Here is a 19,811-nt window from a genome sequence, read left to right as displayed (position 1 = left end):
GTCACCTCCGATCAGGCTTTGATGGCGAAGGAATCGGCATAGGCGGCCGGGTTGCTGCCGTCCCAGACCACACCGTCGATCAGTGTGCTGCTGCGCAACGGGCTGCTTGGCACCGCCAGTTTCAGCGCGCCGGCGGCCTCAGCGTAGAGCGCGGTCTGGTTGATCTGCGCAGCCACGGCGGCGTAATCCGGTGCGTCCTTGAGCAGGCCCCAGCGCTTGAACTGGGTGAGGAACCACATGCCGTCGGAGTGATAGGGGAAGTTGACGCTGCCGTCCTTGCAGAAGGCCATGGCGTGCTCGTCCTTCCAGTTGTTGCCCAGGCCATCTTCATACTGCGCAAGGAAGCGTGGCTCGATCACCTGCACCGGGGCGTTGACGTAGGCCTTGCCGGAAATCAGCTTGGCGGTGCTCTTGCGGTTCTCCTCGCTGGCCTCGATGAAGCGGCTGGCGTCGAGAATGGCCATGATCAGCGCGCGCGCTGCGTTGGGATACTGCTCGATAAAGGCGCGGGTGGTGCCGAGCACCTTCTCCGGGTGGTCCGGCCAGATCTGCTGGGTGGTGGTGGCGGTGAAGCCGATTTTGTCGAAGATCGCCCGCGCGCCCCAGGGTTCGCCGACGCAGAAGCCGTCCATGTTGCCGACGCGCATGTTGGCGACCATCTGCGGTGGTGGCACGACGATGGTCTTCACGTCGCTCATGGGGTTGATGCCCAGGCTGGCGAGCCAGTAGTACAGCCACATGGCGTGGGTGCCGGTGGGGAAGGTCTGGGCGAAGGTCAGCGGGTTGCCGCCTTTCTTCACGTGCTCGGCCAGTTGCGCGCCGTTGGTCACACCGGCGTCGCGCAACTGTTTGGAAAGCGTGATGGCCTGGCCGTTCTGGTTCAGGCCCATGAGCACCGCCATGTCCTTCTGCGGGCCGGCCAGGCCGAGCTGGGCGCCGTACATCATGCCGTAAAGCACATGGGCAGCGTCCAGTTCGCCGGTGTTGAGCTTGTCGCGCACGCCGGCCCAGGAGGCCTCCTTGCTCGGGTTGATGGTCAGGCCATATTTCTCGCCGAAACCCTGTGTCGCGGCTACCACCACCGAGGCGCAATCGGTCAGTGGAATGAAGCCAACCGTCAGCGCGGCCTTCTCCGGTGCGTCGGAGCCGGCGGCCCAGGCCGCGCTGCGCAGCGAAGCGGGGGCGGACAGGCCGAGCGCGGCGATACCGCTCACGGCGCCGGCCAGGGCGATGGATTGCTTGAGGAAGTTGCGGCGGCTGGTGTCCAGCGGCTTGTTCGAATCACGATCGGTCATGGGTCTAATCCTTGTCAGGCGCATAAACAAAAACGGCGTACGCCAGGCCACCTCAAATGAGAGGGAGGTGACCTGACGGACGCCGTTGTCCGTGATCCTCGGCCCGCCGCCGTTGGCGTGCTACGCAGGATGGTTGACAGTGACTTAGCAAGGGGCTTGCCAGCTTTCACGTATAACAGCCGAGCAGCACCATGCGGCGCCTGGCAGGTAGAGGCTGGATACAAGCCGGCCAGCAGCTAACCGTTTTTAATCAAGAAGTTGCAGATGCTTGTTGAGGTCGATTGACAGCATGCGCGGCGAGCGAGCGCGCGGCTCGCCCTGCATGTTTCTGAGCCAATGCCGTGCATGGGCAGGCGACGCTGAGCCTTTTTGGTTCGCCTGGAAGGCTCAGGAAGCCGGTTGAACGCGCGCCTCCTCGACGAAATCGCGCAGCCAGCGCAGCACTTCGACGGCTTCCCAGCGGGCCGGATCGAACAATGCATAGGCCAGCCCCTGGTAGCCGACCACGTCCAGCTGGCGGTGGTAGCCGGCGCGCTGCAGCAGGGCCTCGATCTCGGCGAAGCAGGTATTGAAGTGCTGACGATTGAAGGGGGTGCGGCTCTCGGTGACGATGCCCTCGAGCTGCAGCTCCTCGACCATCTCGCGCACCCGCTCCAGCGGCATGCGGTTCACCCGGTGTTTCAACTGCAGTACGTCCAGCATGGTAGCGCTCCTGTGCAAAAGGTCATTTACCTGTGATGCCAAGCCTAATCTAAAAATACTGTACAAATAAACAGTATTGAGGAATAGTAAGGCCACTGCAGACCTGTCCGCCCGCAAGACGGGCGCCTTGCGAGAGGAGAATTGGCAATGCAACAGATGCTGATGACGATTGTGCTATCGGTCTTCCTGTACGGCTGCGCTCAGCCCCAGGTCGAGCGACCGCAGGCCAATGGCGCGTACCTGGTGATCGAGGGCGAGCAGGCCTGGGCCGTGCTGGTGTCCGATGGTCGCAGAGTGGAGGAGGTTGGCCGGGTGCTGGATGTGATTCGCCTACCCAGCCATCATTCCAACATCGCCGCCAGTTACGTGATCGACACCCCCAACTGCGGCAAGCTGCAATGGCTGACCGAGCGACATGGCGCCGCGGAGGGTGAAACCACGCTGCTGCCCGCCGCCTTCAACGAACAACTGGGCAACCCCAACTGCGTATTGAACCAGGGGCTCAGCCGGGCCTGGACGGCGCTGGACTATTCCGGCTGAGCGCAGCGCGCCCCGACATTCGACAGCCGAGACGCGCAAAGAAAAAAGCGCCGCGACCTTAACGGAAGCGGCGCTTTTCATTTATGCGTCAGCGCGTGCTTACAGCAGGTGTTGCTTGTCCATCTCGATGGCGGCGTCGAGGGTTTCCAGCAGCGCCTTGCGCACCTTCAGCTTGGTGTTCTTGTGCGCGGTCATGTTGATCTTCTTCATCTGCTGCGCCACTGCCTGAGCGGTGGCCAACAGTTGCTCGGCCGGCACGATCTTGTCGAGGAAGCCGGCATCCACTGCACCGGCAGGGTCGAACATCTCGCCATTAATCACCGAACGATGGAAGGCGGATTTGCGCAGACGGTCGCGGGCCAGCTCGATGCCGACATGGTGCATGGTCATGCCGATCTGCACTTCGTTCAGGCCGATGTTGAACGGGCCTTCCACGCCGATACGGTAATCGGCGGACAGCAGGATGAATGCCCCCTTGGCCACGGCATGACCCGGGCAGGCGACGATGATCGGGTAGGGGTGAGCGAGCATGCGCCGCGCCAGGGTAGAACCGGCAGCCACCAGGTTGATCGCATTCTGCGGGCCGGAGGTCATCACCTTCAGATCATAGCCGCCGGAAAGAATGCCTGGCTGGCCAGTGATGACGACGATGGCGCGATCCTGCTCCGCACGATCGAGCGCTGCATTGAAGGCGGCGATCACGTCAGGGGAGATGGCATTGACCTTGCCGTTGCTCAGGGTGAGGGTGGCGATGCCGTCCTCGAGTTGGTAGCTGATCAGGTCGCTCATGGCAGTTTTCCTTGTTAGGGCCGCAGGGCTGAATGTGGGCAGAAGGTACTCAGCGGAATCGCTCTGGTAAAGCGCCGTGGCTGACTGGTGGGTCAGTGTTTTTGCCTATCGCGGCGATGCCGGATGGCAATTGGCCGAGAGACGTCGCGCGGCAATAAGGTGTAGCGAACCGAAGGAGAGCTACCCATGAATACCCTGTACTCCATCCTTTATGTCATCGCCGTGATCGGTCTGTTGCTGGCAGCGGTCCTGTTCAGCGAAAGCCAGCTGCTGCGCAGCCCCACCGGCGTCCTGCTGCTGTTCGGCGCCGGCCTGTTTGCCTCGCTGGGCTTCCTGCTGTTTGGTCATACGCGCTTCGACGATCAACCCGCCAGCGAGCACGACGAAAACCCGCTTCGCTCTTAAGCGCATGAATCCTTTAAAAAAAATTTGCCATCGGGAAAACATTCGACTAAATTAGCGCGCCTCGACGGGGTAAACGCCAAAACGTCGAGATCCGGTGAAGTGTCCGAGTGGTTGAAGGAGCACGCCTGGAAAGTGTGTATACGGGAAACCGTATCAAGAGTTCGAATCTCTTCTTCACCGCCACTTTCAATAAGCCCTTGATTTTCCTAGAGAATCAGGGGCTTTTTGTTTCAGCTAGACGCCTTTCTGATCCCATAGGTACAGAAGGGTGGTACAGATGCACGTCATGACCAAGCCGTGGAAGCATCCTCGTTCGGGGATTTTTTACCTCCGCCGTGAAGTCCCCGAAGACATCCGTCAGATCATCGGCAAGCGCGAATGGAAGGTCTCACTCAGAACCCGAGACTTCGCCACTGCCCGTCCTCGTTTCGCATCGGAGCTGATCCGTTGCGAGGACATCTTCTTCGCAGCCAGAGAGCAACTCGCTGGCCGTCCACGAGTTCTAGCCTCTGATGCCCCCAAGCTCGCCGATAGGTGGGCGCAAGCTGTGCTTGAGTCATGGGAAGGCAAGCCTGAGGATCTCACCGACTTTCTGATCCAGCCTCTTGATGGTGATGACGTCACCGATGTTCAGCTCGCCTGTGATGTTGTCGATAGCAGCAGCTACAAGGCTCGCCAGAACGCTGTAGAAGGGTTCATGAAGTCGGTGCTGGCTCAGCACCATTTGCCTGTTCCTGATGCCTCTGAGCCCGCCTACAGGTCTCTGGTGGATGCGTTCTACAGCCGCTGGTGCGACCTCTGCAGGATGGCACTGGCGCGATTTGCAGGTGACTGGCGAGAAGCCATGGAGCTTCCGTTCGCTGAGAAACCACTCGCGGTGGAGCAGAAGGCAGCAGAGAGCAAGCTGAGCAGCCCCAGGCTTTCAGAAGTCTTCCGCAAATGGGCGGATGACAAGCGCCTGACCGATGGCGATACCCGCAGCACCAATAAGACCATCTCCGAGTTCGGCGCAACGGTCACGCGCTTCGTTGAGCTATACGGTGACCTTCATGTACCCAGGATCACCCGTGCGCTTTGCCAGGAGTTCAAGATGGCTCTGAGCAAACTGCCGACGAAGGGAGAGGGCATTCGAGGGCTGGCTGCGCCGGAATTGATTGCCAAGGCTGAGGCGGAAGGGTTGCCTACTGCCGGGTTGGCGACGGTGAAAAAGCAACTGCGAGCCCTGTCCGCTGTGCTGAACTTCGCGGTGCAGCGCTTGGCCGCGATGGACGAAGAACCCATCTCTGCATCGGGAATGCTCAGAAGCATCGCCAAGGCAGCGCGAAGAGCTGAAACAAGGGCTGCCGAGGACAAGCACTACACTCGCCAGGATCTGGTCGCCATCTTCACTAGCCCCTTGTTCAAAGGCCAATGGCAGCCGCCACGCTCTGATTTCGGTCAGGCGCTTTACTGGCTGCCGCTGCTCATGGTTTACACGGGAGCCCGTCGAGAGGAGTTCCCTCATGTGGTAGCGCTGGGCTGGTCAGCGAGCTGCTTGGTCAGGTGCTGCTCGTTTCGTATGGCTGCGATTGAAGCCGGTTGCTGATCATCTGGCGCCCGCTCACCATCGTTATCGCAGGGGTAGTCCGAGCATCGTGTTTGAACGGGGAGGGGGTGCCCTGTTTTTTCAGGCGGAGAGGGGTGGGTACTGGGGGGAATCGAGTGTGACGGCTCGATGGATAGGGGCTCGCATTTTTGCTGAAAAAAATCGCTGCAGATAATTGACGAGTACAGAAAATGAGTACGAAACTAATCGGTTAAAGGCGCAATATGCTGAAAGGAAAGGCTTTTTTAGCCTGGCTGTGATCCTCAAGAGTTCGAATCTCTTCTTCACCGCCACTTTCGCAATACATGAAGCCCCGAGAGCTGAAAAGTTCTCGGGGCTTTTTGTTTGCTGCCTTTTTGCTTTTGCCCATCTCCGGCGCAACCTGTGTGGGCTTGCGTGAAGCCTCACCTCAACCTTGGCCCTGGCCGCTCCCGGTGGTCCATTGGCAATAACCATGGTCACTATCGAGAACGCTGATTTCTATCTGGCGAGCCGGTGGCCTACTGTCGATCGCAACAGAAATTGAGTTGGATTGGAGGTGGCTATGCCCCGTATCGATGTGGTGTCCCTGGTTGGTAGCGCCGTGCCGGCTGAGCTCAGAGCCGATGGTCATATGGCGTGCTGGCTGCTGATGGTCGATGGTCAACCCAAGGCCGGGCCCTTCGCTTCGCGTGAGGCGGCGCTGGCTTGCCAGGCGGTGTGGCTGCTCAGCACCGCTGCCCGGCGCGAGGGTGACTTGCTGCTGGCCTGATTACCGTTTTACCCCGCGCTCGCTCCAGCGCTCCCCTTGGCCCGCCTCTGGCGGGCTTTTTCTTGTCTGCCGGGTAGAATGGCGATCATTTGTTCGAGGGGCGCCGTGTGGCCAGGTGGGACATTTTCTGCAGCGTGGTGGACAACTACGGCGACATTGGCGTGACCTGGCGGCTGGCTCGGCAGCTGGCGGCCGAGCAGGGGCATGCGGTGCGCCTTTGGGTCGATGAGCTGAGCGCCTTCGTGCGCCTGTGCCCTGCAGCGAATCCCGACGCCGAGAGTCAGCTGCGTTCGGGTGTCGAGGTGCGTCACTGGCGTGAGCCGTTCCCGGCGGTTGAGCCGGCGGAGGTGGTGATCGAGGCCTTCGCCTGCCAGTTGCCACCTTCCTATATAGAGGCGATGACGGCGCGCGGCTCGCGGCGTCTGTGGCTGAACCTGGAATACCTCAGCGCCGAAGACTGGGTTGCCGGGTGTCATGGCCTGCCATCACCTCAGCCGGGCGGTTTGCAGAAGTTCTTCTTCTTTCCCGGGTTCGTGGCGGGCACGGGGGGCTTGTTGCGTGAGGCCGAGCTACTGGCGCGGCGGCGCGCCTTTCAGGCCGATGCGTCGGCGCGGCAGGCGTTTCTGCAATCGCTCGGTGTGGTGCGTGTAGCCGGGGCGCGCTTGATCTCGCTGTTCGCCTACGAAAATGCCGGGCTGGCGGGCTGGCTCGATGCGCTGGCAGCCGGCGCGCAAGCGACTCAGCTGCTGGTGCCGCAAGGCAAGATTCTCGCCGATCTGCAGGTCTGGCTCGGTGACGCGCAGCTGGCGCCGGGTGATCAGCGCCGGCGTGGCAATCTGCAGATTCATGTGCTGCCTTTTCTTGCTCAGGACGATTACGACCGTCTGCTGTGGTGCTGCGACCTCAATGCGGTGCGCGGCGAGGATTCCTTTATCCGCGCGCAGTGGGCCGGGCGGCCGCTGCTCTGGCATATCTACCCGCAGGAGGAAGGGGCGCACTGGGACAAGCTGGAGGCTTTCCTGGCGCTCTATGGCGCCGAGTTGCCGTCGGACGTCGCCGCTGCGCATGCCGCGTGGTGGCGCGCATGGAATGCCGGAGAGGGGATGGAGCAGGCCTGGCCTGCGCTTCTGCACGCGTGGCCGGTATTGCAGCAACATGCCGAGCGCTGGTGCGATTCGCAGGCCGCTCGGCCGGACCTTGCCACAGCGCTGGAACAGTTTTACCTAAATTGGCTATCATACGCGGCCTAGATTTCTGTACCTCCCGCATATTTCGGATATCCGCATGAAAACTGCACAAGAAATGAGAGTCAACAGCGTGGCCCTGATCGATGGCCAGCCGTGGCTGATCCAGAAGGCCGAGTTCACCAAGTCCGGTCGTAACAGCGCCATCGTCAAGATGAAGCTGAAGAACCTGCTCAACGGTTCCAAGACCGAGACCGTCTACAAAGCCGACGACAAGATGGAGCCGGTGATTCTCGAGCGCAAGGAAGTGAACCTGTCCTACATCAGCGGTGAGGACTACGTGTTCATGGATCCGGAGTACAACTCCTACGAGCTGCGTGCCGAAGATCTGGAAAGCGTTCTGCCGTTCATCGAAGAAGGCATGACCGACGTCTGCGAAGCCGTGTTCTTCGAAGGCAAGGTGATCTCCGTCGACCTGCCGACCACCATCGTGCGTCAGGTTGTCTACACCGAGAACGCTGCCCGTGGCGACACTTCCGGCAAGGTGATGAAGCCTGCCAAGCTGCGCAACGGCACCGAGATCAAGGTTGCCGAGTTCGTTGACATCGACGACTGGATCGAGATCGATACCCGTGACGGTTCCTACAAGGGCCGCACCCAGGCTCCGGCCTGAGCTTGAACGCTACGAAGAACCCGGCCTTCGCGCCGGGTTTTTTGTGGCTGTTACGCGGTGGTTTGCGTGGGGCGCGCGGCGCATGATCCTACTGCTGCGGTGTCGCCAGGCTGGCCTGTAGTGCCTGGTCCCAGGGCGGCGGGAAGCCGAAGCGCTGCTTGAGAAAGCTCAGCAGCAGCCGTGTGCGCGGGCTGGCTTCGCGTTCCAGGCGCAGCGCGTAGATGCTCACCGGCTCAGCGGCCGGCAGGCCCTGCTCGCAGAACAGCGGGATCAGCTCGCCACGCTGCAGATGCTCGCTGCTCATCCAGGTGGGCAGGTGGGCGACGCCCAGGCCGGCGAGGGCGCTGAACAGCAGGGTCTCGGCATTGTTGCTGGTCTGGCGCAGGCGTTTGGGCTTGCACAGTTGCAGCTTGCCGTCGACCTCGAAGCGCCAGGCGTAGGGTGGGGCGAGGCTGTCCCAGTCCAGGCCGTCGTGTTGCTCCAGCTCCAGCGGGCTGCGCGGGATGCCGCGGCGGCGCAGGTAGTCCGGGCTGGCGCAGACGATGCGGGTCATCGACGCCAGCGGGGTGGCGACCAGGCGACTGTCCGGCAGCGGGCCGATGCGTACGACGATGTCCACCTCGCCCAGATGCTCACCCTGCAGGTCGGTGAAACTGTCGATCAGGCGCAGCTGCACGTCGAGCCCGGGGTTGGCGCGCAGGAAGTTGGCAATCGCGGGTGCCAGGTGGCGGCGACCGAAGGGCGAGGGTGCGTCGATGCGAATCAACCCTTCCGGCGCGCTGCTCAGCGATACCGCCTCGGCACGCGCCAGGTGCAACTCGGCAAGAATGCGCCGGGCACGTTCGGCGAATGCCAGGCCCGCCGGGGTCACGCGCACCGCATGGGTGCTGCGGCTGAACAGGCTGCTGCCCAGGGCGCGCTCCAGCGCGTCGATGCGCCGGGCCACCGCCGAAGGCGTGAGCGGGTGACGCCGGGCAGCGGCAGAGAAACTGCCGGTTTCCAGCACGTCGAGAAAGAGTTCCAGCTGGTCGGTCAGGGCATCGGGGTTCATGGTGATCTGCTTGTGCGTAATCGGCACAGCCATTTTGCGTTGCTGTGCGTTTCCGCGCTAGCCGAGGCTGCTTAACATGCCTTCCACTGTCTGGAGGTGCCATGAATCTGTTCGACCTGTTGCCGAATCTGTTGCTGGGGCTGGGTTTGGGAACGCTGGGAGGGTTGTTCGGCATCGGCGGCGGGCTGATCGCCATTCCGGTACTGGGCATTGTCTTCGGGCTGGATCAGCAACTGGCGCAGGGCACCGCCCTGGTGATGGTGGTGCCGAACGTGATGTTGGCGATCTGGCGTTACCACCAGAGAAACCGTATCGACCTGCGCTATGCCCTGCTGCTGGGTGTCACCAGTTTCTTCTGCGCCTGGCTGGCCTCGCTGTACGCGGTGGAGGTGGACTCGCGCACCATGCGCTGGGCCTTTGTCGGCTTCCTGCTGGCGCTGGCAGCCTACAACCTGCTGCGCATGCTGATGGCTCAGGTACCGGCCAGCGGCGAGCTGCGCCATCACTGGGGCTGGTTCGGCGTGCTGGGCGGGGTGTCCGGCGCCATGGGCGGTCTGTTCGGTGTGGGCGGCGCGGTGGTGGCGACGCCGGTGTTGACCAGCGTGTTCGGCACCAGCCAGGTGGTGGCGCAGGGGCTTTCACTGTCGCTGGCGCTGCCGAGCACCGGGGTGACTTTGCTCACCTATGCGGTGCACCATCACGTCAACTGGTGGATGGGCGTGCCGCTGGCCATTGGCGGCCTGCTCAGCATCAGCTGGGGGGTACGCCTGGCGCACTCGCTGCCGGAGCGTCTGCTGCGCAGTCTGTTCTGCGGCTTCCTGCTGCTCTGCGCGCTGCTGTTGGCGCTGGAATCCGGCGGCCTATAGCCGGAAGCCTTCGACGATATGTTCGGCCAGGCACTCGGTCACCGGGGACTGGCTGCTTTCGTTGCGCAGCAGCACGATGCTGGTCAGTGGCAGCAGGGGCAGGCCTTCGGCCTCACCGAGAATGCGCAAGTCCGGGGTGATCAGACTTTGCAGCTGCGCGGTGACGGCCAGGCCGGCGCGTACCACGGCGAAGATCGCCGACAGGCTGGGGCTGGTATAGGCGATGCGATAGGGGCGACTCATCGCATCCAGCGCGTTGCAGGCCCATTCGCGGCAGAAGCAGTCGGCGTTGAACATGGCCAGCGGCATGGGGTTCTGCTCGTGCGGGCAGAAGCCCTGGGCCACGGCCCAGGCGAAGCGCTCCTGGCGCAGCAGTTGGCCGATCTCCTTGCCGGGCTGGCGGGTAACGATGGTCAGATCGAGATCCTGGCGCAGCAACAGCTGGCCGGAGGGTTCGCAATGCACCTCCACCTGCACCAGCGGGTAGGCCTGGGCGAAGCGCGAGAGTATTTCCGGCAGGAAACGCATCACATAGTCGTCCGGCGTGCCGATGCGCACGGCGCCGACCATGTGCGGTTCGCGCAGGGTGTTGAGCACTTCGCCGTGCAGCTTGAGAATGCGCCGCGCATAACCCAGCAGCACCTGGCCTTCGGGCGTCAGCCGCACCTGGCGGCCGTCGCGCTCGAACAGCGGTCGCTGTACCACGTCTTCCTCCAGCCGCTTCATCTGCATGCTGACGGCCGATTGGGTGCGATTGACCGTTTCCGCGGCGCGGGTGAAGCCGCCGGTGTCGGCGATGGCCACGAAGCTGCGCAGCAGTTCGGTATCAATGCTGGGGTGGTAGGCCATTCATCAATCCTCGAGATGGATACTATAAATAACATTCGTTGGATTGATCTTAAGCGCGGCCCGACAATTACGCCAACCCCACAGGGAGGGCGAAAAGATGAAAGGTCAGAAAGGTTATGCACTGGCACAGGCCATCCACTTCGAGCGCCTGCCGTCATTGGCAGCCATGTGGCGTATGCTGCGTCGCTGGCAGCAGTTGGCGCGCCAGCGTCGGCAACTGGCTCGGCTCGATGCCGCTGCGCTGAAGGACCTGGGCTTGTCCCGCGCCGATGTGATGCAGGAGGCCGAACGGCCATTCTGGGATGATCCGCTGAAAAAGTGACGAGTAATGACTGGAGTTGTTGAATGAGCGCGGAACGCAAGGGCGCCGATTTTTTCCTGTTCCAACTGATGCTGCTGCTCTGCGCCATCTGGGGCAGCCAGCAGGTGGCCATCAAGCTGGCGGCGGACGACATCGCGCCCATGCTGCAGGTGGCCCTGCGCTCCGGCATCGCCGCACTGCTGGTCGGGCTGCTGTTGTTATGGCAGCGCGGTTGGCGCGACTGGGTCAGCGCGACTTGGCTGGCCGGACTGCTGGCAGGCGTGCTGTTCGCCCTGGAGTTCTTCTTCATCGCCTTGGGTCTGCGCCATACCACGGCCTCGCATATGGCGGTGTTTCTCTATACCGCGCCCATCTTCTCGGCGCTTGGGCTGCACCTGTTGCTGCCCAGCGAGCGCCTGCGGCGTCTGCAGTGGCTGGGTATCGCGCTGTGTTTTGGCGGTGTGGTGATGGCCTTCGGTGTGGGCGGCAACTGGGCCCAGATCGATGCCGGTATGCTGCTTGGTGATGTGCTGGGGCTGTGCGCCGGCATGGCCTGGGGCGCTACCACGGTGGTGGTGCGCGCTTCTCGACTGTCCGAGGCGCCGCCTGGGCTGACGCTGTTCTATCAGTTGGCGGTGGCCTTCGCGTTGCTGCTCGCTTATGCGCTGGCGGTGGTCGATCTTGGCCAGTTGCGCTGGAGCCCGATCGCCATCGGCAGCATCCTGCTGCAGGGCGTGGTGGTGTCGTTCTTCACCTACCTGACCTGGTTCTGGCTGCTGCGCCGTTACCTGGCTTCGAACATGGCGGTGTTCTCCTTCATGACCCCGCTGTTCGGCGTCAGCTTCGGCGTGCTGGTGCTGGACGAGCCGCTGACGCTGAACTTCATCATCGGCGCGGCACTGGTGCTGTCGGGCATCACCCTGGTCAGCAGCGAGGCCTGGCTGCGTCGGCGCTTCGCTGACTGGCGCGGTTTGCCGCAACGATCCTGATGCTTTGCCTGCAAGGAGGCTGGAATTTGTCCGCTTATCACTTGGCCCAACTGAACATCGCCTGGATGAAGGCACCGCTGGAATCGCCGGGAATGGCCGATTTCGTCGCCAACCTGCAGCGCGTCAATGCCCTGGCCGAAGCCTCGCCTGGCTATGTCTGGCGTTTGCAGGACGAGGCGGGCGATGCCACGGCGATCCGCCCGTTCGGTGACGAGGTGCTGGTGAACATGTCGGTCTGGCAGGACGTGCAGTCGCTCAGCGATTACGTCTACAAATCCGCGCATACCGAGATGCTCAAGCGCCGCCGCGAATGGTTCGAGCGCGTCGAACAGGCGCACCAGGTGTTGTGGTGGGTGCCGGCCGGGCATCGTCCGGACGTGGTCGAGGCGGCCGAGCGTCTGGCGCATTTGCGCGAGCATGGCGCCACGCAGCAGGCCTTCACCTTCCGCCATGCGTTCGCGGCGCCGGCCTGATAGGCTGGCTCGCCATGACGCTCTCACTTTCTCTCGCCGAAGCGCGCCGCCTGGCCCTGGCGGCTCAGGGGTTCGGCCGTACCCCGCGCGGCGCCATCGCCCACCGGCACTTGCAGGCGCAGATCGAACGCCTCGGCGTGCTGCAGATCGATTCGGTCAACGCCTTGGTGCGCTCGCATTACCTGCCGGCGTTTTCCCGCCTTGGCCACTACCAGGCCGAGCACCTCGACGAACTGGCCTGGGGCCGGGCGCGCCGTCGGCGCCTGTTCGAGTACTGGGGACACGAGGCTTCGCTGTTGCCGCTGGAACTCTATCCGCTGCTGCGCTGGCGCATGCGCCGGGCCGCCGATGGCCAGGGCATCTACCCGGGGCTGGCGCGCTTCGGCGTGGAGCGGCGCGACGCCATAGAGACCGTGCTGCAGGCCGTGCGCGAGCGCGGTGCGCTGGGCGCCGGCAGTCTGTCCAGTCGTACTGAGAAGGCCGGCCCTTGGTGGGACTGGAGTGCGGAAAAGATGGCGCTGGAGTGGCTGTTCGCCGCAGGCCTGGTGACGGTGGCCGGACGCCGCGGTTTCGAGCGTCTGTACGATCTGCCGGAGCGGGTCATCCCGGCTGAGCTGCTCAATCATGCCGAACTGGATGAGGACGATGCGCAGCGGCGCCTGTTGCTGCGTTCGGCCGATGCGTTGGGCGTGGCGACGGAGAAGGATCTGCGTGACTACTACCGGCTCGATGCCGGCGACAGCAAGCGCCGTATCGCCGAGCTGGTGGAGGCGGGCGAGCTATTGCCGGTCGCAGTGCAGGGCTGGCGGCAGCCGGCCTACTGTCGGGGCGAGCCGCGCGTACCGCGGCGCATCCGTCACAGCGCGCTGCTGTCGCCGTTCGATTCACTGATCTGGGAACGCGAGCGCACCGAGCGGCTGTTCGGCTTCCGCTACCGCCTGGAGATCTATACCCCGCAGGCCAAGCGCGTATACGGCTATTACGTGCTGCCCTTCCTGCATCACGAGCGCCTGCTGGCGCGGGTGGACCTGCGCAGCGAGCGCGCGGCCGGGCGCCTGGCGGTGCATGCCGTGCATCTGGAAGAAGCGGTGTTGAGCGACGAGGCGCGCCTGGCGCTGGGCGATTCGCTGCGTGCGCTGGCGCACTGGCTGGGGCTGGAGCAAGTGTGGCTGGCGCCGAGCGTCAGCCTGCGCGGGCAGCTCGGCTAACCGCCGTTTTCCAGCAGGAACTTCAGCTCCTCGACGCGCTGAATGTTCAACTGCATCGGGCAGGTGTAGTACATCGGCGAGCCGACGTGCTTGCCCTGCAGGTCGCATTGGCCGTTGCGGTAGATCAGCCAGGCCTTCTGCGTCGCCTCCAGTTGCTGGGCATCTTGCGGCGCACCTTCCTGCAGCTTGAGAAAAAGCTGCTGGTAGACCCGGTTCATTTCTTTCTTCGCCGCTTCGGAGACGCCCTCGGCGCAGCCGGCGACGCTGGCGTTGTTGATCGCTCCGCTGGCGTCCCGGCAGGCCTGGTACTGCATGTCGTAATCGGCCCAGGCAGTGAGCGGCAGGAACACTAGGCTCAGGTACTTGTACAGAGTCGGCATGGTCATATCGCAAACGAGAAGGGGCTGCGTTGCAGCCCCTCGGGAGGGGCTTACTTGGCCGCCAGACGGGTGCGCATGTTGTTGGCGCGGTCGTGGGAGCCCGGATGCGAGTCGAACATGCTGCTTTCGCCGCCGCCCAGCTTGGCCAGTTTCTCGAACGCGGTGACCAGGCCTTCACGCGGGATGTTGCGCTGCGTCAGCAGGTCGAAGGAGAAGTTGTCGGCCGCGGTTTCCTGGCTTTGCGAGAACTGCGCATTGACCAGCTGTTCGCCCATGGCGCCAAGCTGCGAGGCGGACAGGGCAGCGACGGTGCCATTGCCCGAAGCAGCGGCCGCATTGCGTGCGGCGGCAGTGGCGTAGGCGGTCTGCATGGCCTTCTTGGTGTGGCCGAGGGCGACGTGACCGATTTCGTGGCCGAGCACGCCTTCCACTTCGTTGTCGGTCATCAGGTCCATCAGGCCGCTGTAGACGCGCACGCAGCCGTTGGCCATGGCCCAGGCATTGACGTCGTCGGCCAGGTAGGCCTTGTAGGTGATCGGCGTGCCGTTGATCTGATGGCCGAGGTTGCTGGCGATCTTGTCCAGACGCTTGGCGTAGGGGCTGGTCGGGCCGGCGACATTGGCTGCGGCGTCCATTTCGGCGCAGGCCTGGTCGGACATGCTTTTCACTTCGGCATCGCTCAGGGTCGCGGCTTGCACGGCCATCAGGCCGGATTGCAGCATGGCGTCGGGAGACATGTTCTGGCAGCCGGTCAGAAGCACGGCGCTGGAGAGGGCAAAAGCGGAGAGGGTGGTGCGCAGTTGCATGGATCATCGTCCTTGTTGGTGGTGTTGGCCGCGAGTCCTTTCCGGCTGGGTGTTGCTTCGGCACCTGTCCGGTGCTCGCGAGGGGCGGCATTATGCCGGATAACGCACAAAAGATGTGCGAGCCGGTTCGCGCCCTGGCCACTGGCCAGGGCGCGGCTCGTCAGCGGCGTACCTGCTTCAGCGTCTCGGCGATCATGAAGGCCAGTTCCAGCGACTGGTCGGCGTTCATGCGCGGGTCGCAATGGGTGTGGTAGCGGTCGGACAGACCGTCCTCGGTGATCGGGCGCGAGCCGCCGATGCATTCGGTGACGTTCTGCCCGGTCATCTCGATATGGATGCCGCCGGCGTAGGTGCCTTCGGCCTGGTGCACGGCGAAGAACTGCCGGACTTCGCTGAGGATCTGCGCGAAGTCGCGGGTCTTGTAGCCGCTGCTGGCCTTGATGGTGTTGCCGTGCATGGGGTCGGAACTCCACAGCACCTGGCGGCCTTCTTCCTTGACCTTGCGCAGCAGGCGCGGGAAGTGCGCTTCCACCTTGTCCGCGCCCATGCGCACGATCAGGTTGAGGCGGCCTGGATCGTTGTCCGGGTTGAGCGTGTCGAGCAGGCGGATCAGCTCGTCCGGGTCCATGCTCGGGCCGACCTTGACGCCGATGGGGTTCTCGATGCCGCGCATGAATTCGACGTGCGCACCGTCTAGCTGGCGGGTGCGGTCGCCGATCCACAGCATGTGCGCGGAGCAGTCGTACCAGCGGCCGGTGAGGCTGTCGCGACGCACGAAGGCTTCTTCGTAGTTGAGCAGCAGCGCTTCGTGAGCGGTGAAGAAGCTGACTTCGCGCAGTTGCGGCGCGCTGTCCATGCCGACGGCGCGCATGAACGCCAGGGTTTCGTCGATGCGGTTGGCCAGCTGGTGGTACTTCTCGGAGAGCGCCGAGTTGGCGATGAAATCGAGGTTCCACTGATGCACCTGATGCACGTCGGCAAAACCGCCTTGGGCGAAGGCGCGCAGCAGGTTGAGGCTGGCGGTGGCCTGGTGATAGGCCTGCAGCAGGCGCTCCGGATCGGGCACGCGGCTGGCGGCGTCGAAGCCGATGCCGTTGACGATATCGCCGCGGTAGGCGGGCAGGGTGACGCCATCGATGGTTTCGCTGCCGGAGGAGCGCGGCTTGGCGAACTGGCCGGCCATCCGCCCGACCTTGACCACCGGGCAGCCGGCGGCGAAGGTCATGACGATGGCCATCTGCAGCAGCACCTTGAAGGTGTCGCGGATCTTCGCGGCGGAAAACTCGGCGAAGCTCTCGGCACAGTCGCCGCCCTGCAGCAGGAAGGCGCGGCCCTGGGTGACTTCGGCGAACTGGCGGCGCAGCTCGCGCGCCTCGCCGGCGAACACCAGCGGCGGGTAGCCGGCCAGGGTCTGTTCGACGCGGGCGAGGTGGGCGGCGTCAGGGTATTCGGGCTGCTGCTGGATGGGCTTGGCCCTCCAGCTTTCTGGGCTCCAGGCGTGCGACATGCGGCATCTCTGTATCGGCTGATTCGGGCTGGTGGGCATCTTAACCGATAAGCCCCATGCCCCCTAGCGCAGCCCCGGGCGCAACGACGCGGGGCGCTGCACGCGCCCGATCTGCAGGTCACTCGTCCCTGAGGCCGGGCTGCGCGAGCAGCAGCGGCGCGGGCTCGGGTGGGCGGCGCGACCAGAGCCATGCCAGGGCCAGGCCCGACACCAGGTGCCAGCAGCCCCAGAAGGCGGCGATCAGCAGCATGCCGCCGGCCTGGGGGAAGAAGGTGAAGATGATCACCAGGCCCAGCGCCGAGTTCTGAATGCCCACTTCCAGGGTCACGGCGCGGCGCTCGCCTGCCGGTAGCCCGCCGATCAGTGCGCTGAGATAGCCGATGCCCAGCGCCAGCGCGTTGTGCGCCACCACCAGCCAGAAGAACAGGTGAAAGTGGCGGGTGAATTGCTCCAGATTGCGGCTGAACGCCAGGGCGACGAAACCCAGCATCACCAGCAGGGCGAACAGGCGCAGGGGCTTTTCCAGGTGCTGCGCGAGGCGTGGAAAGCGCCGCCCCACCCACATGCCTGCCAGCAGTGGCAGGGCCAGCACCAGCAGCACGAGCGCGAGCAAGCCCAGCGGGTCGAGGGCGATCTGCGTCAGCAGCGGCCGCGTGTAGGGGTTGAGCCAGGCGTACAGGGCGAAATTCAGCGGTGTGAGCAGGCTGGCGGCCAGGCTCGATACCGCCGTCATGCTCACCGAGACCGCGACATCGCCCCGCGCCAGCCAGGTCATGATGTTGGAAAAGCTGCCGCCGGGGCAGGCCGCGATCAGCATCATGCCCAGGGCCAGTTCCGGCTCGATGCCCAGCCCCCAGCAGGCCAGGCAGGTCAGTGCCGGCAACAGCAGAAACTGCGCCAGCAGCCCGAGCAGCGGGGCGCGTGGCGCGCGAGCGATGCGGCGAAAATCATCGGCGCGCAGATCGAGAGAAACGCCGAACATCATCAGCGCGACGATCAGATTGATCAGCACCAGGCTGCTGGGGTCGAAGGCGATCGTCACCGGTTCCACGTTCAGGCTCCCTGGGTGGCCGCGTAGGCACTCTCGCTCAGCTCGCGCCGCAGGGCGGCACTGTGCGCGGCGATGCGTCTACGATAGCTGTCCTTGTGCACGTAGTAGGCCATGCGCTCCAGTGGCAGGTAGCGGTAGCCGCCATCCAGGCGCTGGCCGGCCTGCTCGCGGATGGTCTGGCGCAGAACCTGTGCCGCCGGGCTGCCGGCCTGCAGCTGGCGGATGTACAGCGCCACCAGTTCGGCCTGCTCGTCGCGCCCCTGCCAGCCGAGACCGGAGGCCTCGACCATGCCGAGCACGAACAGGTCGTCACGCTGCGGGTGGAAGACGTTGAGATACAGCTGCGGCGCGCCTGCGCCCTCCGGCCAGTTCAGCTCGCTGCGCTCGATGAAGGGATAGTCGAGCTTGTAGCCGGTGGCCAGCAGGATCAGGTCGTACTCGGCCCGTGCGCCATGGGCGAAGGTGACGCTGTGGCCGTCTATCGCCGTGATATCGCCGCGCACGCGGATATCGCCATGGCCGATATGGTGCAGCACCAGCGAGTTCATCACCGGGTGCGATTCATACAGGTGGTAGTCAGGATCGGGCAGGCCGTACTGCGAAGGTTTGCCGACCAGAGCGCGCACCAGCAGTCCATCGAGCAGCTGCTTGAGCCGGCGCGGAAGCCTGATCGCTCCGCCGAAGGTGTCGGTGGGCTTGCCGAGGATGAACTTGGGCAGGAAGTAGTAGCCGCGCCGTACCGACAGATCCACCGAGGCGGCGCGATGCACGGCATCGACCGCGATATCGCAGGCCGAGTTGCCGCAGCCGACCACCAGCACGCGTTTGCCGGCGAAGATATCGGCGCTCTTGTAGGCGCTGGAGTGCAACACCTCACCGGCGAAGTGGCCGGGCAGGGATGGCAGGTTGGGCGTATGCAGGGTGCCGTTGGCGATCAGAACGCCATCGAGGCGCCATTCGCGCTGTTCGCCGTTGCGCTCGCTGACCAGCGTCCAGCCCTTGTCCAGGCGTTGCAGCTGCACCACGCGGGTGTCGAACTGGTAGTGCTGGTAAAGGCCGAACTGCCGGGCATAGTCGCGAAAGTAGCGGCGCATTTCGCTGTGATGCGGGTAGGAAGCCACTTCGGGGCGCATGGGGAAGTCGCGAAACTCGGTAGTGCCCTTGGAGGAAATCAGGTGCGCCGAGTGGTACATGGTGCTGTGCGGGTTGTCGATGTCCCACAGGCCGCCGACATCGCTGTGCAGTTCGAAGCCGACAAAATCGATGCCGTGCCTCTTCAGTTGCCGGGCCGCGCACAGCCCTGTCGGGCCGGCACCTATGATGGCGTACATGGCGAACCTCGTTATTGTTATGTTGGCCAACGCAAGTGCTGGAATTATTGCGTGACCCGCAGCGCCGCCTTCAATGACAATCGGCGCCTTTGCCCCGTCGCCCATGGTGCGGGATGTCACTGTTGGAGAATGGTCCATGCCCGGATTGCCGCCGAGCGACGAAATGCAGATGCTCGATGAGGTATTGCTGGCCGAAGTGCGCGATGCCTTCGGTGTGATCCGCGTGGTGCAGATCGGCGCCTATCGCTTTCTCGAGTTCGGTGATGCCATCGAGCAGAGCTGCGTGTTCCAGGGCGATCCGAGCTGGCTGGAGTACGACTACACCCGCGCCATGCTGCTCGGTGCGCTGTGCCACGACGCGCCGGAAACGGCGTTGTTTCTCGGCCTGGGCGCCGGCAACCTGACCCAGGCCTGCCTGAAGTTCCTGCCGCTGGAGGACGTCGAGGCCATCGAACTGCGTCCGGACGTGCCGCGCCTGGCCATGGAGTTTCTCGGCCTGGATGACGATCCGCGCCTGACCATCCGCATCGGCGACGCCACCGAACTGCTCGACAGCGCCGAAACCGCGGATCTGATCTTCCTCGATCTGTACACCGATCAAGGCCCCGGCGCCGGCCATCTGGCCTGGCGGTTTCTCGAGCATTGCCGGGAGAAGCTCAATCCCGGTGGCTGGCTGATCATCAACCAATGGGCCGGCAACGACGGCAAGCCGCTCGGCGCGGCGCTGCTGCGCGGCCTGTATCACCGCCATTACTGGGAATGCCCGGTGAAGGAGGGCAACGTGGTATTGCTGATACCCGCCGATCTCGACCAGCCGCTCGATCTTGGCCGCCTGCAGGTGCGAGCCGGCGAGCTGGCACCGCGCCTCGGCTATTCGCTGCAGCCGCTGATCGAGGCGCTACGTCCGGCTACCTGATGCGCATCTGCGAAAGGGGCTGAAAGCGGCTATTGCGGGCGCTGCGCCGGGCAGAGCTCTCGTTGCCAGAGCGGCCTGGCCATAAAAAACAGCACCTGAGCCCGGTTTTCCGGTATAGTGCGCGCCGGCCAATTTTCTGGCCACGTTCAGGTAGTGCAA

At 64.0% G+C, this 19,811-nt stretch carries 22 protein-coding genes and 1 tRNA gene; 13 read left to right on the top strand and 10 right to left on the bottom strand.

All coding sequences use genetic code 11. The features are described from left to right. Positions 1 to 11: 11 nt before the first annotated feature. Entirely contained in the window at positions 12 to 1,295 is a 1,284-nt protein-coding gene (locus L1F06_RS12245; protein WP_129482431.1) for a CmpA/NrtA family ABC transporter substrate-binding protein, read from the bottom strand. A gap of 387 nt (positions 1,296 to 1,682) precedes the next feature. After that, positions 1,683 to 1,997 carry a hypothetical protein gene (locus L1F06_RS12240; RefSeq protein ID WP_012018520.1) on the bottom strand — a complete coding sequence of 105 codons (315 nt, stop codon included), beginning with the start codon at positions 1,995 to 1,997 and terminating at the stop codon, positions 1,683 to 1,685. A gap of 147 nt (positions 1,998 to 2,144) precedes the next feature. On the opposite strand from L1F06_RS12240, the gene L1F06_RS12235 reads away from it, so the two are divergent. Continuing rightward, the gene (locus tag L1F06_RS12235) at positions 2,145 to 2,537 is read left to right on the top strand and encodes a hypothetical protein (RefSeq protein ID WP_129482432.1); all 393 of its coding nucleotides are present in this window, start codon (positions 2,145 to 2,147) and stop codon (positions 2,535 to 2,537) included. 99 nt (positions 2,538 to 2,636) lie between these two features. On the opposite strand, the gene L1F06_RS12230 is transcribed toward L1F06_RS12235, so the two are convergent. Continuing rightward, positions 2,637 to 3,326, bottom strand: coding sequence for a crotonase/enoyl-CoA hydratase family protein (locus L1F06_RS12230; protein ID WP_129482433.1), 690 nt, complete (start codon positions 3,324 to 3,326; stop codon positions 2,637 to 2,639). 186 nt (positions 3,327 to 3,512) lie between these two features. On the opposite strand from L1F06_RS12230, the gene L1F06_RS12225 reads away from it, so the two are divergent. The 6 genes from L1F06_RS12225 to efp all read left to right on the top strand — a co-directional run bounded on the left by L1F06_RS12225 (position 3,513) and on the right by efp (position 7,924). After that, entirely contained in the window at positions 3,513 to 3,731 is a 219-nt protein-coding gene (locus L1F06_RS12225; RefSeq protein WP_129482434.1) for a hypothetical protein, read from the top strand. Between the two features lie 93 nt (positions 3,732 to 3,824). Beyond that, positions 3,825 to 3,914 (top strand) — tRNA-Ser (locus L1F06_RS12220). Positions 3,915 to 4,017: 103 nt separating this feature from the next. Beyond that, positions 4,018 to 5,316 (top strand): site-specific integrase, encoded by a 1,299-nt coding sequence (locus L1F06_RS12215; protein WP_129482435.1) that lies wholly within the window; start codon positions 4,018 to 4,020, stop codon positions 5,314 to 5,316. Positions 5,317 to 5,860: 544 nt separating this feature from the next. Continuing rightward, positions 5,861 to 6,067: a hypothetical protein gene (locus tag L1F06_RS12210; protein ID WP_129482436.1), complete on the top strand. Its 207-nt coding sequence runs from the start codon at positions 5,861 to 5,863 to the stop codon at positions 6,065 to 6,067. A gap of 107 nt (positions 6,068 to 6,174) precedes the next feature. Continuing rightward, positions 6,175 to 7,317 carry an elongation factor P maturation arginine rhamnosyltransferase EarP gene (gene earP, locus L1F06_RS12205; RefSeq protein WP_129482437.1) on the top strand — a complete coding sequence of 381 codons (1,143 nt, stop codon included), beginning with the start codon at positions 6,175 to 6,177 and terminating at the stop codon, positions 7,315 to 7,317. Positions 7,318 to 7,351: 34 nt separating this feature from the next. Beyond that, positions 7,352 to 7,924: an elongation factor P gene (efp, locus tag L1F06_RS12200; protein WP_003240094.1), complete on the top strand. Its 573-nt coding sequence runs from the start codon at positions 7,352 to 7,354 to the stop codon at positions 7,922 to 7,924. Between the two features lie 88 nt (positions 7,925 to 8,012). Here efp and L1F06_RS12195 read toward each other — a convergent pair whose 3' ends face one another. Then, on the bottom strand, positions 8,013 to 8,975 hold the full coding sequence (locus L1F06_RS12195; RefSeq protein ID WP_129482786.1) for a LysR family transcriptional regulator: 963 nt from the start codon (positions 8,973 to 8,975) through the stop codon (positions 8,013 to 8,015). Positions 8,976 to 9,076: 101 nt separating this feature from the next. Here L1F06_RS12195 and L1F06_RS12190 point away from each other — a divergent pair, with 101 nt between their 5' ends. Then, positions 9,077 to 9,841 carry a sulfite exporter TauE/SafE family protein gene (locus tag L1F06_RS12190; protein ID WP_129482774.1) on the top strand — a complete coding sequence of 255 codons (765 nt, stop codon included), beginning with the start codon at positions 9,077 to 9,079 and terminating at the stop codon, positions 9,839 to 9,841. Here L1F06_RS12190 and L1F06_RS12185 read toward each other — a convergent pair. Further along, positions 9,836 to 10,690, bottom strand: a complete 855-nt coding sequence (locus tag L1F06_RS12185) for a LysR family transcriptional regulator (RefSeq protein ID WP_003240101.1) — start codon at positions 10,688 to 10,690, stop codon at positions 9,836 to 9,838. The genes L1F06_RS12190 and L1F06_RS12185 overlap by 6 nt on opposite strands. Before the next feature lie 97 nt (positions 10,691 to 10,787). On the opposite strand from L1F06_RS12185, the gene L1F06_RS12180 reads away from it, so the two are divergent. The 4 genes from L1F06_RS12180 to L1F06_RS12165 are packed head-to-tail and all read left to right on the top strand — an operon-like array spanning position 10,788 to position 13,661. Then, positions 10,788 to 11,012: a DUF1127 domain-containing protein gene (locus L1F06_RS12180; protein ID WP_129482773.1), complete on the top strand. Its 225-nt coding sequence runs from the start codon at positions 10,788 to 10,790 to the stop codon at positions 11,010 to 11,012. 23 nt (positions 11,013 to 11,035) lie between these two features. After that, positions 11,036 to 11,980, top strand: coding sequence for a DMT family transporter (locus tag L1F06_RS12175; protein WP_129482772.1), 945 nt, complete (start codon positions 11,036 to 11,038; stop codon positions 11,978 to 11,980). A 26-nt stretch (positions 11,981 to 12,006) separates the two neighbouring features. Beyond that, entirely contained in the window at positions 12,007 to 12,453 is a 447-nt protein-coding gene (locus tag L1F06_RS12170; protein ID WP_129482771.1) for a DUF3291 domain-containing protein, read from the top strand. A gap of 14 nt (positions 12,454 to 12,467) precedes the next feature. After that, positions 12,468 to 13,661, top strand: a complete 1,194-nt coding sequence (locus L1F06_RS12165; RefSeq protein WP_129482770.1) for a winged helix-turn-helix domain-containing protein — start codon at positions 12,468 to 12,470, stop codon at positions 13,659 to 13,661. Here the strand turns inward: L1F06_RS12165 and L1F06_RS12160 are convergent. The 5 genes from L1F06_RS12160 to L1F06_RS12140 all read right to left on the bottom strand — a co-directional run bounded on the left by L1F06_RS12160 (position 13,658) and on the right by L1F06_RS12140 (position 18,736). After that, a complete protein-coding gene (locus L1F06_RS12160) occupies positions 13,658 to 14,047 on the bottom strand; it encodes a lysozyme inhibitor LprI family protein (RefSeq protein WP_252576768.1) in 390 nt (129 codons plus the stop codon). The genes L1F06_RS12165 and L1F06_RS12160 overlap by 4 nt on opposite strands. 44 nt (positions 14,048 to 14,091) lie before the next feature. Continuing rightward, complete coding sequence (gene loiP, locus L1F06_RS12155) at positions 14,092 to 14,847, bottom strand: metalloprotease LoiP (protein ID WP_129482768.1); 756 nt, start codon at positions 14,845 to 14,847, stop codon at positions 14,092 to 14,094. A 160-nt stretch (positions 14,848 to 15,007) separates the two neighbouring features. Then, a complete protein-coding gene (locus L1F06_RS12150; RefSeq protein WP_003240116.1) occupies positions 15,008 to 16,354 on the bottom strand; it encodes a class II 3-deoxy-7-phosphoheptulonate synthase in 1,347 nt (448 codons plus the stop codon). Positions 16,355 to 16,472: 118 nt separating this feature from the next. Further along, positions 16,473 to 17,405, bottom strand: coding sequence for a bile acid:sodium symporter family protein (locus tag L1F06_RS12145; RefSeq protein ID WP_129482767.1), 933 nt, complete (start codon positions 17,403 to 17,405; stop codon positions 16,473 to 16,475). Positions 17,406 to 17,407: 2 nt separating this feature from the next. Further along, positions 17,408 to 18,736, bottom strand: coding sequence for a flavin-containing monooxygenase (locus L1F06_RS12140; protein ID WP_129482766.1), 1,329 nt, complete (start codon positions 18,734 to 18,736; stop codon positions 17,408 to 17,410). Positions 18,737 to 18,872: 136 nt separating this feature from the next. Here L1F06_RS12140 and L1F06_RS12135 point away from each other — a divergent pair, with 136 nt between their 5' ends. Next, on the top strand, positions 18,873 to 19,652 hold the full coding sequence (locus tag L1F06_RS12135) for a spermidine synthase (protein ID WP_003240122.1): 780 nt from the start codon (positions 18,873 to 18,875) through the stop codon (positions 19,650 to 19,652). The last annotated feature ends 159 nt before the right edge of the window (positions 19,653 to 19,811 follow it).

It is taken from the genome of Pseudomonas hydrolytica, assembly GCF_021495345.1.
Lineage (GTDB): Bacteria > Pseudomonadota > Gammaproteobacteria > Pseudomonadales > Pseudomonadaceae > Aquipseudomonas > Aquipseudomonas hydrolytica.
This window is presented reverse-complemented; position numbering and strand designations above follow the sequence as displayed.

Coding starts and splice junctions, on each gene's coding strand:
- L1F06_RS12240 (WP_012018520.1), bottom strand. CDS start 1,997: ATGCTGGACGTACTGCAGTTGAAACACCGGGTGAACCGCATGCCGCTG.
- L1F06_RS12230 (WP_129482433.1), bottom strand. CDS start 3,326: ATGAGCGACCTGATCAGCTACCAACTCGAGGACGGCATCGCCACCCTC.
- L1F06_RS12140 (WP_129482766.1), bottom strand. CDS start 18,736: ATGTACGCCATCATAGGTGCCGGCCCGACAGGGCTGTGCGCGGCCCGG.
- L1F06_RS12235 (WP_129482432.1), top strand. CDS start 2,145: ATGCAACAGATGCTGATGACGATTGTGCTATCGGTCTTCCTGTACGGC.
- efp (WP_003240094.1), top strand. CDS start 7,352: ATGAAAACTGCACAAGAAATGAGAGTCAACAGCGTGGCCCTGATCGAT.
- L1F06_RS12195 (WP_129482786.1), bottom strand. CDS start 8,975: ATGAACCCCGATGCCCTGACCGACCAGCTGGAACTCTTTCTCGACGTG.
- loiP (WP_129482768.1), bottom strand. CDS start 14,847: ATGCAACTGCGCACCACCCTCTCCGCTTTTGCCCTCTCCAGCGCCGTG.
- L1F06_RS12160 (WP_252576768.1), bottom strand. CDS start 14,047: ATGACCATGCCGACTCTGTACAAGTACCTGAGCCTAGTGTTCCTGCCG.
- L1F06_RS12210 (WP_129482436.1), top strand. CDS start 5,861: ATGCCCCGTATCGATGTGGTGTCCCTGGTTGGTAGCGCCGTGCCGGCT.
- L1F06_RS12225 (WP_129482434.1), top strand. CDS start 3,513: ATGAATACCCTGTACTCCATCCTTTATGTCATCGCCGTGATCGGTCTG.
- L1F06_RS12165 (WP_129482770.1), top strand. CDS start 12,468: ATGACGCTCTCACTTTCTCTCGCCGAAGCGCGCCGCCTGGCCCTGGCG.
- L1F06_RS12135 (WP_003240122.1), top strand. CDS start 18,873: ATGCCCGGATTGCCGCCGAGCGACGAAATGCAGATGCTCGATGAGGTA.
- L1F06_RS12215 (WP_129482435.1), top strand. CDS start 4,018: ATGACCAAGCCGTGGAAGCATCCTCGTTCGGGGATTTTTTACCTCCGC.
- L1F06_RS12180 (WP_129482773.1), top strand. CDS start 10,788: ATGAAAGGTCAGAAAGGTTATGCACTGGCACAGGCCATCCACTTCGAG.
- L1F06_RS12185 (WP_003240101.1), bottom strand. CDS start 10,690: ATGGCCTACCACCCCAGCATTGATACCGAACTGCTGCGCAGCTTCGTG.
- L1F06_RS12190 (WP_129482774.1), top strand. CDS start 9,077: ATGAATCTGTTCGACCTGTTGCCGAATCTGTTGCTGGGGCTGGGTTTG.
- L1F06_RS12150 (WP_003240116.1), bottom strand. CDS start 16,354: ATGTCGCACGCCTGGAGCCCAGAAAGCTGGAGGGCCAAGCCCATCCAG.
- L1F06_RS12175 (WP_129482772.1), top strand. CDS start 11,036: ATGAGCGCGGAACGCAAGGGCGCCGATTTTTTCCTGTTCCAACTGATG.
- L1F06_RS12245 (WP_129482431.1), bottom strand. CDS start 1,295: ATGACCGATCGTGATTCGAACAAGCCGCTGGACACCAGCCGCCGCAAC.